This window comes from Bordetella ansorpii (genome assembly GCF_900078315.1).
GTDB classification, from domain to species: domain Bacteria; phylum Pseudomonadota; class Gammaproteobacteria; order Burkholderiales; family Burkholderiaceae_B; genus Bordetella; species Bordetella ansorpii.
Genome location: NZ_FKBS01000025.1, coordinates 767,475 through 779,317, shown reverse-complemented (window position 1 = coordinate 779,317; position 11,843 = coordinate 767,475). Strand labels below are relative to the sequence as shown.

The following is an 11,843-nucleotide window of genomic DNA, read 5'->3' as shown; positions in this document are numbered from 1 at the left end:
CATGCCAGCCATGACTGGATGTTGGCGCGCATGACAGTGGTGCATGGGAGGCTTTGGGCGAGCCTTTTGCACCGTTTTGGGGAGGGGGTGTGGCCGGGATGGTGCGTTCCTGGAGGCGGTTGATCCGGGTTCTTGAGTCCGCCGTCATGCGGCAGCGGGGACCGCGACGACCAAGTCGGCGGGCTCGGGCGCGCCAGCAGGCGCCCTCGGTCTCGCTACGCGAGACTGCCCCTTCTCCAATTGGCCGTCACGGTCCCCGCTGCCGCATGACGGCTGCGTTCAGGACATGCCGCGGATGCTTTCGCATCGAGATCGGGGGAGGAGGGAGAATAGGGGCGTCGAATGACGTTGACGTGAGTGTTTGGCTGGGAGTGGCCGTGCCCGTGACGGCCAATTGGAGGTCGGGGAGCCCCGAAGGGGCCGAGGGCGCCTCGTGGCGCGCCCGAGCCGACCGACTTGGCCGGCGCGGGTGCGGCCGCTCCCAGCCAAACACGCCTTCGAGCGAAAGCCGTGCCTATATCTTGGAGACCCTGACTTTAATAGAGATCCTGACCGCGTTCACCGCAAAATGAACTGGCTTCCCGCGTTGATCCCCGCCGCCGGCGCGGCGCCCAGGGGGGCGCTGGGCAGCCAGCCGTCCGGGGTGAGGATGGCGTCCAGGGGGACGTCGTGGGGGGCGGCGCGGTAGTCGGGGGGCAGGCGGCCTTCGGTCCAGGCGATGCCGATGGTGACGTAGTCGTGGCCCGCGGAGGTCAGGGCGGCCAGGGTGCGATCGTAGTAGCCGCCGCCGTAGCCCAGGCGGTCGGCCGTGTCGGTGTAGCCCAGGGTGGGCACCAGGATGATGTCGGGTTTACAGAGATCCCCGTCGGATTCCGGGATGCCGAAATGGCCCTCTCGCAGGGGAGTGCCGGGCGTCCAGTTGCGGAATTCCAACGGCTTGCCCAGCGCCGCGATGCGCGGCAGGCTGACTTGCACGCCGGCCTCGACCCATTGTTCCAGCAGCGGACGCAGGTCGGGCTCGTCGGCCATGGGCCAGTAGGCGGCCACGGATTGCAGGCGGCGCCCCGAGGCGATGGCCGCATCGCGCGCGGCGTTGAACCAGCTGAACAGCCTGCCCCGCAGCAGCAATCCCCCTCGCGAGCGGGCGGCCTCGGGCATTTCCGCCCGGGCTTGCCGCAATCGCGTGCGCAATGGGACTGCTGTATTCTGTTCGGGGTTTTGAATCGGCATGCGGGGCGTGGTGGTTCGATGCGCAAACGCCTCGCGGGCGTTCGGCAAAAGATTTTCGGGATGGGCTATGCAGCGGGATCGTCAATCGGGACCTTATCAGAAATCCACCATGACGGTCCCACGGCCGCGCGGCGCATCATTCTTCCAACCCCACGCTTTCCGGCGTTGGCTGCCCGCGCTGGCGCTGGTGTCCACCGCCTGCTCGTCTGTCGACGCGCAGCAGCCCGCCCAGGCGCCCGCCGCCAAACCCGTGGCCACCGCCTCGCCCGCGGCGACGCCTGTCGCCAATGCCGGCGTGCTCGAGCAGCAGGCGCAGAGTCAGGCCCAACTCCAGCGTCCCATTTCCGTGCCGCGCGTCGAACTGGCCGGCCTGCCGCCGTCGCCCGACGACAGCGCGCGCCAGGCCGTGGTGTCTTCCCGCGAAGCCATGACGCGCAAGCAGTGGTCGGCCCTGGGCCTGTCCGCCAGCCAGGCCGGCAATGATCCGCTGTCCATCTACGCCCAGTACTGGCTGCTGCGCTATCAGCTCTGGAGTCCGCCGGGCGGCCAGCGGCCGGTGGCGGCGCTCAACCGCTTCCTGCAGGCCAACGCGGGCAGCTACCTGGAAGACAAGCTGCGCACCGACTGGATCATCGTCGCCGGGCGCAGCGGCGATTTCGAGACCGTGCAGGCCCTGGGCGAACCCAAGGTCTCCAACACCCAGGTCGGCTGCACCCGGGTCGAGGCCCTGCACATGACCGGCAAGCGCGCCACCGCCGCCCAGGCGCTGGCCGTGTTCCAGCCGGCCACGGCGTGCTGGGCCCTGTTCGACCAACTGGTGGCCGACCGCGTGCTGGGCTGGGACCAGATCCAGCCCCTGGTGCGCGACGCCGTCGAAGACAATGACCTGACCGACGCCAACAAGCTGGGCGCGTATATCTTCGAGTCCGGCGACCAGAAGGCATTGGCCACCCTGCTGAAAGATCCCATGAAATGGCTGGTGCGGCAGAGCAAGTCGCCCGTCGGCCGCAACGAGAAAGAACTGGTCACGCTGGCCCTGGCCCGCCTGGCGCGTTCGGACATCGGCGTGGCCGATTCATACCTGCGCCGCGAATGGGAAAGCCGCCTGCCCAAGGCCGACGTGGCGTGGGTGCGCACGCAGTACGCCCTGATCGCCGCGCTGAACCTCGACGAACGCGCCCACCGTTGGTACCGCGAGGCCGGCGAGTCGGTGCGCATGACACCCTATAACCATGCCTGGCGCGTGCGCGCCGCGCTGCGCGAGGCCAAGATCGACTGGAGATGGGTGTTGGCCTCCATCGGCCAGATGCCCGCCACGCAGCAGGCCGAGCCCGCCTGGGTCTACTGGAAGGCGCGCGGCCTGGCCGCGCAGGGCCACGGCGAACAGGCGCGCGTGCTGTATGCGTCCATCGCCGGCCAGTTCAATTTCTACGGCCAGCTGTCCGCCGAGGAACTGGGCCGCAAGATCGTGCTGCCGCCGCAGCCGCTGCCCGTCACCGACGCCGAGATGGCACAGGCGCGCGCCAACCCCGGCCTGGTGCGCGCCGTGCAACTGTTCCGCCTGGGCTGGCGCGCCGAGGCCGTGCCCGAATGGAACTTCACGCTGCGCGGCATGAACGACCGCCAGTTGATGGCCGCCGCCGAGCTGGCCCGTGCCGAAGGCATCTTCGACCGCGTGGTCAACACCTCCGACCGCACGTCCAACGAATTCGACTTCACGCAACGCTACATCGCACCCTTCGAGGGCCGCGTCAGCGCCAAGGCGCGCGCCATCGACCTGGACCCGGCCTGGGTCTACGGCCTGATCCGCCAGGAGTCGCGTTTCGTGATGGACGCGCGCTCGCACGTGGGCGCCTCGGGCCTGATGCAACTGATGCCCGCCACCGCCAAATGGGTGGCGCGCAAGATCGGCATGGAAGACTTCACGCCGGCCAAGGTGCACGATTTCGACGTCAACACCGAGCTGGGTACCAATTATCTGAACATGGTGCTGCGTGACCTGGACAACTCGCAACTGCTGGCCAGCGCCGGCTACAACGCCGGTCCGCGCCGGCCGCTGAACTGGCGCGCCACGTTCACGCAGCCGGTCGAGGGCGCCATCTTCGCCGAGACCATTCCGTTCACCGAAACCCGCAATTACGTGCAGCACGTCCTGTCCAACGCCACGTACTACGCGGCGCTGTTCACCGGCCAGCCGCAATCGCTGAAGGCGCGCCTGGGCAAGGTGTCGCCCACGGGGTCGATGGCGGCGGCGGAATTGCCTTGATGATGTTTGCTGTGATCGGCATGGCGCGCACGCTGCCCCTCGGGGGCATGGCAGTGGGCGCCCTGGCGCGTCAGCCCGAGGGCGATCAGGCATGACGGGCGCTTCAGATCCCGCCGTCGACGGCCTGCAAGCCTACGTCGTGGGCGGCGCCGTACGCGACCAGATGCTGGGCCTGCCCGCCGGCGACCGGGACTGGGTGGTGGTGGGCAGCACGCCCGAAGAGATGTCCCGTCGCGGCTTCGTACCCGTGGGCGGCGATTTTCCGGTGTTCCTGCATCCCCGCACCAAAGAGGAGTACGCACTGGCGCGCACCGAGCGCAAGTCGGGGCGCGGCTATCAGGGCTTCACGTTCTACACGGGCGCGGACGTCACGCTGGAACAGGATCTGCTGCGCCGCGACCTGACCGTCAACGCGATGGCGCTGACGCCGGACGGCGCGCTGGTCGATCCCCTGGATGGCGCGTCCGATCTGAAGGCGCGCGTGTTCCGCCACGTGGGCGAGGCATTTTCCGAAGACCCCGTCCGCATCCTGCGCCTGGCCCGCTTCGCGGCGCGCTTCGGCGATTTCACCGTGGCCGAAGACACCATGGCGCTGTGCCGCGTCATGGTCGAGGACGGCGAGGTGGATGCGCTGGTGCCCGAGCGTGTCTGGAAGGAAGTGGCGCGCGGGCTGATGTCCGAGACGCCTTCGCGCATGTTCGATGTGTTGGCGCAGTCCGGTGCGCTGCCGCGCGTGATGCCGCAGTTGGCCGGGCGCGAGCAGGTCTGTATGGACATCGATCACGCCGCGCGGGCCGCGCTGGAACTGCCTGGCCGGTATGCCCTGCTGTGCCGCCTGACGCCCGAGCGCGATGCGCTGGGCAAGCGCCTGCGGGTGCCGACGGAATGCGCCGATCAGGCGCGCCTGCTGCCTGAATTGCTGGATGGGCTGTCAGGCGGCGCGACGCCCGAGGGCAGGTTGGCCGTGCTGGAACGATGCGATGCGCTGCGCAAGCCCGAGCGTTTCATCGCGTTGTTGCGCGCGGCCGCCGTGGTCGCGCCGACGCTGGATACCGGCGCCTGGCGCGGATGGATGGAGGCGATGCGTGGCGTGGACGCCGGGGCCATCGCCAGATCCTGCGCCGGTGATCCGGCGAAGATCAAGCCGGCGCTGCGGCAGGCGCGGCTGAAGGCGCTGGACGCCTGAGCCGTTCGCCTTCCGCAAGTCATTCTTGCGAAAAGGGCGGGAGGTGTGCCCGGTCCGGCAGGATCTCGGCCGCGAGCCATCGCAGATACTCGCCGATCGCCGCGTCGTCACGCTTGCAATACGACCATTTCAGGTGCTTGCGCACCTGGATGAAGCCCGCCTGCTTCAGGATGTCGAGGTGCCGGCTGGCCGTGGGCTGTGCGACATCCAGCGCCTGCGCGATCAACGTCATGCAGACACCATATGCGGCAGGATCGGCCGACCACTGATGCGAGAAATGTGCGTCGGGTTGCGCCAGCAGCCGCAGGATCGCCAACCGCGATTCACTGGCCATGGCTTTGATTTGTATGAGTCTGTCCATGCCCGCTATCATATAGTCAATTAGCTATATGACTATATGAGGAAGCCGGACATGCTGCTCGAACTGCCGAACACCGTGAACATCGAGGGCAATGCCATCCGCTGGGGGACCATCGGATCGGGGCCGCCGCTGGTCGCCATTCATGGGACGCCGTTCTCGTCCCAGGTCTGGCGCCACATCGTCCCGCACTTCTCCGACCGCCGCACGGTCTATTACTTCGACCTGGCGGGATATGGGCAATCCGAGATGCGCCCGGGCCAGGATGTCTCCCTGGCCATGCAGAACCGTGTGCTGGCCGGATTGTTCGCCGAGTGGGGGCTCAGCCGTCCGGACGTCCTGGCCCATGATTTTGGCGCGGCGACGGCCCTGCGCGCCTATTACCTGAACGGCCTGCGCTACCGCTCGCTGACGCTTTTCGATGCCGTGGCGCTGGCGCCGTGGGGGTTCGCCCTGGTCCAGCACGTACGCCAGCACGAAGCGGCATTCTCGGGAATGCCCGATTACATGCATCGGGCGGTGTTGAAAGCCTATCTGCAGACGGCGGCGCACACTCCGCTTTCCGGGCAGGCGCTGGATATCTACAGTGCCCCCTGGCTAGGTTCGGTCGGACAGCCTGCGTTCTACCGGCAGATCGCCCAGATGGACCAGGCCTTCACGGACGAGATAGAGGGGCTGTACCGCAAGATGGACTGCCCCGTCACGGTCATGTGGGGGCAGAACGACGAGTGGATTCCTTACGAACAGGGCGTGGCCCTGGCCGCGCGGATCTCCGCGGAACCGTGCATGCCGATTCCCGGCGCGGGACATCTGGTGCAGGAAGACCATCCCGAAGCCATCGTGGCCGCTGTCCTGAAACGGCTTGGCGATTAGCGCCGCGTTTCCACCGGGCCCGTTGCCCAGCCTTACAGGCCGCCCAGCCGGTCCCCGCGCGCAAACCCCTGCAACGGCCCGGGCATGTTCTTGCCCACGGCCAGCACCTTGAACAGTTCTCCCATCTCGGCTTCGGACAACAGCCGCTGCACCGGCGACACCATCGCGGCATAGGCGCGCACATCGGCGGGATCCTGCTCGGCCATCAACGCCATCAGGCCGGCATTCATCAGGAAGCGCGCCTGCGAGGTGTAGCCCAGCACCTGTAGGCCGCCCGCCAACGCCGCGTCGGCCATGGCGGTGAAGTCCACGTGCGCGGTGATGTCCTGCAGGCCCGGCGCGGCGAAGGGGTCGGCGTGCGCGTGGTGGCGCAGGTGGCACATCAGCGTGCCGCCCGCGCGCTGCGGGTGGTAGTACTCGTGGCGCGGAAAGCCGTAGTCCAGCAGCAGCGCCGCGCCGCGCGTCAACCAGCCGCCCAGTTCGCGTATCCACGCCTCGGCCTGCAGGTTGATCTCGGAGACGTACCCGGGCAGCGGCGGCATGCGCGGCGTGACGGCCTGGGTGAGCGCCGCGCTGGCGGGCCGGTCTTCCCAGACGAATGCGCCGGCTTCGTCCAGCGCCACGCCACGCTCTTGCACGGCGGCCTGTTCGCTCCAGCGGAACAGCGTGACGGGCATGGCGTCCAGTACTTCGTTGGCCAGCACGCAACCTTCGAAAGCGCCAGGCAGCGCGTCGAGCCACTGCACGCGGTCGCCGTAGGCGGCCAGGCGTTGCTGCTGGCGTCCGCGCAGGTCGGCGGATACCTCGACGATGCGGTATTGCGCGGGCACGCCCAGGCGGTCGAGTTCGGTCAGCACGCCTTCGGCCAGCGCGCCGCTGCCGGCGCCGAACTCCAGCACGGTCGAGGTGCCCGAGTCTTCCAGCACCTGGCGCACCTGGCGCGCCACGGTGAACGCGAACAGGGGCGTCAGTTCGGGGGCGGTGACGAAGTCGCCAGAGGGCAGGCCGTCCGTCTTGTCCTGCGAGGCTTCGGCCAGTTTCACCGCGCCCGCGGTGTAGTAGCCCAGGCCGGGCGCGTACAGCGCCTGGCCCATGAAGGCGTCGAAGGGCAACCAGCCGCCTGCCGACTGAACCGAGGCGCGCAAGGCGTGCGCGACATGGTTGCTGTGGGCCTGGGCGTCGGGATCGAGAGGGGGAAGGGAGGAGGGAGCGGTGCGTGGCATGGCGGATATTTTCCCATGCCGAGGCAGAGGCGCCCAGGATGCTGGCGCCCGGCAAGGCCGCAATGCGCGCGATGCCGTCGCTGCCCCCAAAGAAAAAGCCCCCGCCATCTGCATGGCGGGGGCCGGTATGACCTACTGGCTGGGCTTAGTCGCGGCTGCCGGCGAAGCGCTTGCCGCCGGCGGCGGGACGCTTGTCGAAGCTCTTGGCCGGACGGCCTTCGAAGCCGCCTTCACGCTTGAAGCCGTCGCCACGCGGGGCGAAGCCACCTTCGCGGCGCTCGCCGAAAGACTTACGTTCGCCGCCGAAGCCGCCTTCACGCTTGAAGCCATCGCCGCGCGGGGCGAAGCCACCTTCGCGGCGGTCGCCGAACGATTTGCGCTCGCCGAAGCCGCCTTCACGCTTGAAGCCGTCGCCGCGCGGGGCGAAGCCACCTTCGCGGCGGTCGCCGAACGATTTGCGCTCGCCGAAGCCGCCTTCACGCTTGAAGCCGTCGCCGCGCGGGGCGAAGCCACCTTCGCGGCGGTCGCCGAACGACTTGCGCTCGCCACCGAAGCCGCCTTCACGCTTGAAGCCGTCGCCGCGCGGAGCGAAGCCACCTTCGCGGCGGTCGCCGAAAGACTTGCGCTCGCCACCGAAGCCGCCTTCACGCTTGAAGCCGTCGCCGCGCGGAGCGTAGCCACCTTCGCGGCGGTCGCCAAACGACTTGCGCTCGCCGCCGAAGCCGCCTTCACGCTTGAAGCCGTCGCCACGGGGAGCGTAGCCACCTTCGCGGCGCTCGCCGTCGAAGGAGCGCTGGGGACGATCGCCGTCGAACGAGCGCGGCGCGCCGTCGCGCGGGGCCCAGCCGCCTTCACGGCGCTGGCCGCCGAAGCCGCCGGGGCGCTTGCCGCCGTTCGGCTTGCCGTGGCGCGCGTAACCGCCACCGCCGCCCGAGGACGGACGCGGCGTGCGCTTGGGTTCCAGGCCTTCGATGGTTTCAGCCGTCAGCGATTGGCCGGTGTACGACTCGATGCGGCGGATCTTGTGGCGCTCGGAGTGCACGGCCAGCGTGTAGGCCAGGCCATCGCGGCCAGCGCGGCCGGTGCGGCCGATGCGGTGCACATAGTCTTCGGCCTGCATCGGCAGGTCGAAGTTGATGGCGTGGCTGATGCCTTGGACGTCGATGCCGCGGGCAGCCACGTCGGTGGCCACCAGCACGCGGACCTGGCCGCGTTGCAGCTGGGTCAGGGTGCGGGTGCGCTGGCGCTGGTTCATGTCGCCGTGCAGGGCAGCGGCGGCGAAACCTTGTTCGGACAGGCGGTCGGCCAGTTCGTCCGCGCCGCGCTTGGTCGACGTGAAGACGATGGCCTGGTCCAGGCGGACGTCGCGCAGCACGTGGTCCAGCAGCTGCATCTTGTGCGAGGAGTCGTCCGCGTACAGCAGGCTCTGCGTGATGTTGGCGTGCTTCTCCTTGGCGCCAGCCACTTCGATACGCTGGGGATCGCGCATCATGCGGGCGGCCAGCTTGGCCACCGTGCCGTCCAGCGTGGCCGAGAACAGCAGCGTCTGGCGGGTTTCCGGCAGGCGGCTGATGATGGTCTCGATGTCTTCGATGAAGCCCATGTCCAGCATGCGGTCGGCTTCGTCCAGCACCAGGGTGTGCACGGTGTTGAGCTTGACACGGCCGGCCTGCAGGTGATCCAGCAGGCGGCCCGGGGTGGCGACCAGCACGTCGACGCGGCGCGACAGCGCCTTCAACTGCGCGCCGTAGGGCATGCCGCCCACGACGGTGGCGGTGCGCAGGCCAGGCAGGTTGCGGCCGTAGTTCTCGGTGGCTTCGGTGACTTGCAGGGCCAGTTCACGGGTCGGAGCCAGCACCAGCACCTGCACGCCAACGCCGCCGTTGCCGGGCTGTTGGGCGATGCGATGCAGGGCGGGCAGCATGAAGGCGGCGGTCTTGCCGCTGCCGGTCTGCGAAGAGACCATCAGGTCGTGGCCAGCCAGGGCTTGCGGGATGGCTGAAGCCTGCACCGAGGTGGGGGTGGTGAAACCGGCGTCCGACAGGGCCGACAGCAGAGTGGGCGCCAGGCCCAGTTCTTCGAAAGACATAACTTTCCCTTGCCGCGAAAAGCAGCATATGCGCCGGGCCGGCCTATGAGGGTAGGTGGCCGGGATCCAGGCAGCGGTTGACGGAGCATCGTGCCGACCGAATCAACCGTGCGCGGATTGCGTTCCAGTGTGGCGAACGCGGGGCGAAAGGAAAGAGGTCAGGAATCGATGTTGTTCGGCATCGGGCCTGTTTTGGCAGTCGTGCCGGCCCATGGGGAGGGGCGCCGGTCTTGGGCCAATCTTGGCTGTCTGCTGGCAAGTTGCGTTTCGTTGCGCTAACTAAAAAAGATGCCGAATCATGTTTGTGCAGCGCGACAATCATAACCTGAATTTCCAACGCCTGTCATCTGTTCGCAGCAATTGCAACTGGAACATGCCCGAATTGTTGTTTTGGCGCCCGTTTGGTTGAAGGGGGGGCAACATCCCGCTGGCCAGGGGGCGCGCAAATATCACTCTCGGGTTTGCGGGCAATCTTCCCCGCAAGTATCGTCGCCGTGCGGGTCCCGAGCGGTCCTGCCTCTGTCTGGATTCCTCTGGTTTTCGCCTGTTTCTGGAGTTGCCATGTCTCTTCCGAATGCCCTGTTCCTGGCCCGCCGCGACGACGCGATCGACTATGTCGGGGGCGAGGGTGACGCCGTGCGCAATCTGTTCGAGTTCGGCGGCATCACGGATCTCGATCTCGGCAATCTCTACGCCATCGTCACGGCGCAGGAGTTCGATTTCGACCAGCACGAGTTGTCGCCCCTGCAGGCCGATGCGGATGGCGAACTGTTCGAACTGCCCGAGGACCTGGTGGCTGCCCTGGCGGACATGGACGAGGCCGATGTCCAGCGGATCGCGCTGGAATGGTCTCGCACCGAAGAACTGAACTGCGACGAGCAGGACCTGATCCCGCTGGTCCAGGCGCTGGCCTCGCTGGCCCGCGCGGCGGGCGGCGAGGACCGGGTCTATTTCATGCAGTGATCATCGCGGCGTGCGGCGGTCAGCCCGGCAGCAGGTTGCCCTGCGCCTCGCCCTGCACGCCGCCCCGGCCGGTCGACCAGTCGATGGGCGCCTGCCCCTGGTCACGCAGCCATGCATTGGCCTTGCCGAAGTGGCCGCAACCCACGAACGGCTCCGGCCCGCGCGTGGCCGACAGCGGCGAGGGGTGGTTGGACGTCAGCACCAGATGGCCCCCTTCGGGCGGCAGCAGGCCGCGCTTGGCCTGCGCGTGCGCGCCCCACAGCATGAACACCTTGGGAGCGGGGTCGGCGGCGACGGCGGCGATCAGCGCGTCGGTCACGCGCTCCCAGCCGCGCTTGGCATGCGCGCCGGCCTGGCCGTCTTCCACCGTCAATGAGGTGTTCAGCAGCAGCACGCCTTGCGCCAGCCAGCCCGACAGGTCGTTGCCCGACACGGCGCTGCCCGGCTCGTCGCGCGCGATTTCCTTGCGCATGTTGCGCAGGCTGGGCGGCGTCTTGCAATCGTCCGGCACCGAGAAGGCCAGGCCCTGTGCCTGGCCGGGGCCGTGATAGGGATCCTGCCCGAGAATGACCACCCTCACCTGATGCGGCGCCAGATCTTCCAGCGCGCGCAGCGGCCGCGCCGGATACACCGTGGCGCCATCGGCCAGGCGCTGTTCGACGTACGCGATGACGGCCTGCAGGGCCTGCGCCGGTTCGGGCGACGCGAGCGCGCGCTTCCAGGCGCCGGGAAGCTGCGCCGCGTGGTCGGCCAGGGTATGGGGGACGAGTCGGTTGTCGATGGGCATGGCGGGATTTTTGCACAGGCGGATTGCGGTCGACCTGTGGAGGTACCACCGGGCACCCGCATCGCGGGGGCGCTGCGGCCGTGCCGCCCTGCCCGGGGGAGCGCCGATGCTGTGCGAGCGAGTCTGGCGGACCGGCGCTCAGGCCGGCAGCGCCGCCAGGAATCTCCGCAATATCCCCGCCGAATAGACGCTGGCCACCTCGCGCAGAAAAGTGGCGAAATCCACCGGCGCGTCCTGATCGGCGCAATCGGAGATGGTGCGCAGCACGGCGCAGGGCACGCCGAATTCGTGGCAGACCTGCGCCACCGCCGCGCCTTCCATCTCGACGCACAGCGCATCGGGCAGGGCGCCGCGCAGTTCGCGCACCACGGCGGCATCGTTGACGAACCGGTCGCCGGTGGCGATCAGCCCACGGTGCAGGCCGGCCGTGCCGCCGCCCTGGGTCAGGAATTCGGCGGCGCAGCGGTGCAGCAGCGCGGCCAGGGCTTCGTCCGCCGTGAAGTGCGACGTTTGCAGCAACGGCACTTCGTAGCGCGGAAACAGGGGGCTGGCGTCCAGGTCGTGCTGCACCAGGGCATTGCCGACCACCACGTCGCCGACGCGCACGTCCGCGCCCACGCCGCCCGCCACGCCGGTGAACACCACGCGATCCACCGGGAACTCGCGCAGCAGCGTCGCGGTGGTGGCGGCCGCCGCCACCTTGCCGATGCGCGTCAGCGCCAGCACGCAAGGCTGGCCGTGCAGCATGCCGTGGTGATAGTCGCGCATGCCGACGCGGCGCGTGGAGACAGCCGGGCCCATGTCGTGCAACAGGTCGCGGATCTCATCGGGCAAAGCGGCCAGGATACCGAGCATGGCGGATTCCGGT

The 11,843-nt window shown here is 68.6% G+C and carries 10 protein-coding genes; 4 read left to right on the top strand and 6 right to left on the bottom strand.

The window, feature by feature from the left end; translation table 11 throughout:
- Positions 1 to 558 precede the first annotated feature (558 nt).
- Positions 559 to 1,230, bottom strand: a complete 672-nt coding sequence (locus tag A7W11_RS21185) for a 5-formyltetrahydrofolate cyclo-ligase (RefSeq protein ID WP_066418698.1) — start codon at positions 1,228 to 1,230, stop codon at positions 559 to 561.
- A 109-nt stretch (positions 1,231 to 1,339) separates the two neighbouring features.
- Between A7W11_RS21185 and A7W11_RS21180 the strand changes: the two genes are divergently transcribed.
- Together A7W11_RS21180 and A7W11_RS21175 are read left to right on the top strand one after the other, a co-directional pair.
- Entirely contained in the window at positions 1,340 to 3,496 is a 2,157-nt protein-coding gene (locus tag A7W11_RS21180; RefSeq protein WP_066418694.1) for a lytic transglycosylase domain-containing protein, read from the top strand.
- Between the two features lie 91 nt (positions 3,497 to 3,587).
- On the top strand, positions 3,588 to 4,682 hold the full coding sequence (locus tag A7W11_RS21175; RefSeq protein ID WP_066418693.1) for a tRNA CCA-pyrophosphorylase: 1,095 nt from the start codon (positions 3,588 to 3,590) through the stop codon (positions 4,680 to 4,682).
- A gap of 19 nt (positions 4,683 to 4,701) precedes the next feature.
- Here A7W11_RS21175 and A7W11_RS21170 read toward each other — a convergent pair whose 3' ends face one another.
- Entirely contained in the window at positions 4,702 to 5,055 is a 354-nt protein-coding gene (locus A7W11_RS21170) for an ArsR/SmtB family transcription factor (RefSeq protein WP_218188621.1), read from the bottom strand.
- A 39-nt stretch (positions 5,056 to 5,094) separates the two neighbouring features.
- On the opposite strand from A7W11_RS21170, the gene A7W11_RS21165 reads away from it, so the two are divergent.
- Positions 5,095 to 5,913, top strand: a complete 819-nt coding sequence (locus A7W11_RS21165; protein ID WP_218188620.1) for an alpha/beta fold hydrolase — start codon at positions 5,095 to 5,097, stop codon at positions 5,911 to 5,913.
- A 32-nt stretch (positions 5,914 to 5,945) separates the two neighbouring features.
- Here the strand turns inward: A7W11_RS21165 and A7W11_RS21160 are convergent, their stop codons facing one another.
- Both A7W11_RS21160 and A7W11_RS21155 read right to left on the bottom strand, forming a co-directional pair.
- The gene (locus A7W11_RS21160; protein WP_066418689.1) at positions 5,946 to 7,136 is read right to left on the bottom strand and encodes a class I SAM-dependent methyltransferase; all 1,191 of its coding nucleotides are present in this window, start codon (positions 7,134 to 7,136) and stop codon (positions 5,946 to 5,948) included.
- Between the two features lie 145 nt (positions 7,137 to 7,281).
- Entirely contained in the window at positions 7,282 to 9,225 is a 1,944-nt protein-coding gene (locus A7W11_RS21155; RefSeq protein ID WP_066418688.1) for a DEAD/DEAH box helicase, read from the bottom strand.
- A 561-nt stretch (positions 9,226 to 9,786) separates the two neighbouring features.
- Between A7W11_RS21155 and A7W11_RS21150 the strand changes: the two genes are divergently transcribed.
- On the top strand, positions 9,787 to 10,188 hold the full coding sequence (locus tag A7W11_RS21150; RefSeq protein WP_066418683.1) for a hypothetical protein: 402 nt from the start codon (positions 9,787 to 9,789) through the stop codon (positions 10,186 to 10,188).
- 19 nt (positions 10,189 to 10,207) lie between these two features.
- On the opposite strand, the gene A7W11_RS21145 is transcribed toward A7W11_RS21150, so the two are convergent.
- Positions 10,208 to 10,975 carry a uracil-DNA glycosylase gene (locus A7W11_RS21145; RefSeq protein ID WP_066418682.1) on the bottom strand — a complete coding sequence of 256 codons (768 nt, stop codon included), beginning with the start codon at positions 10,973 to 10,975 and terminating at the stop codon, positions 10,208 to 10,210.
- A gap of 138 nt (positions 10,976 to 11,113) precedes the next feature.
- On the bottom strand, positions 11,114 to 11,830 hold the full coding sequence (locus A7W11_RS21140; protein WP_066418681.1) for a 5'-methylthioadenosine/adenosylhomocysteine nucleosidase: 717 nt from the start codon (positions 11,828 to 11,830) through the stop codon (positions 11,114 to 11,116).
- Positions 11,831 to 11,843 lie beyond the last annotated feature (13 nt).

What these genes read in the sequence shown, in the direction of transcription:
- A7W11_RS21185 (WP_066418698.1), bottom strand. Translation starts at nt 1,230, where the DNA reads ATGCCGATTCAAAACCCCGAACAGAATACAGCAGTCCCATTGCGCACG.
- A7W11_RS21180 (WP_066418694.1), top strand. Translation starts at nt 1,340, where the DNA reads ATGACGGTCCCACGGCCGCGCGGCGCATCATTCTTCCAACCCCACGCT.
- A7W11_RS21175 (WP_066418693.1), top strand. Translation starts at nt 3,588, where the DNA reads ATGACGGGCGCTTCAGATCCCGCCGTCGACGGCCTGCAAGCCTACGTC.
- A7W11_RS21170 (WP_218188621.1), bottom strand. Translation starts at nt 5,055, where the DNA reads ATGATAGCGGGCATGGACAGACTCATACAAATCAAAGCCATGGCCAGT.
- A7W11_RS21165 (WP_218188620.1), top strand. Translation starts at nt 5,095, where the DNA reads ATGCTGCTCGAACTGCCGAACACCGTGAACATCGAGGGCAATGCCATC.
- A7W11_RS21160 (WP_066418689.1), bottom strand. Translation starts at nt 7,136, where the DNA reads ATGCCACGCACCGCTCCCTCCTCCCTTCCCCCTCTCGATCCCGACGCC.
- A7W11_RS21155 (WP_066418688.1), bottom strand. Translation starts at nt 9,225, where the DNA reads ATGTCTTTCGAAGAACTGGGCCTGGCGCCCACTCTGCTGTCGGCCCTG.
- A7W11_RS21150 (WP_066418683.1), top strand. Translation starts at nt 9,787, where the DNA reads ATGTCTCTTCCGAATGCCCTGTTCCTGGCCCGCCGCGACGACGCGATC.
- A7W11_RS21145 (WP_066418682.1), bottom strand. Translation starts at nt 10,975, where the DNA reads ATGCCCATCGACAACCGACTCGTCCCCCATACCCTGGCCGACCACGCG.
- A7W11_RS21140 (WP_066418681.1), bottom strand. Translation starts at nt 11,830, where the DNA reads ATGCTCGGTATCCTGGCCGCTTTGCCCGATGAGATCCGCGACCTGTTG.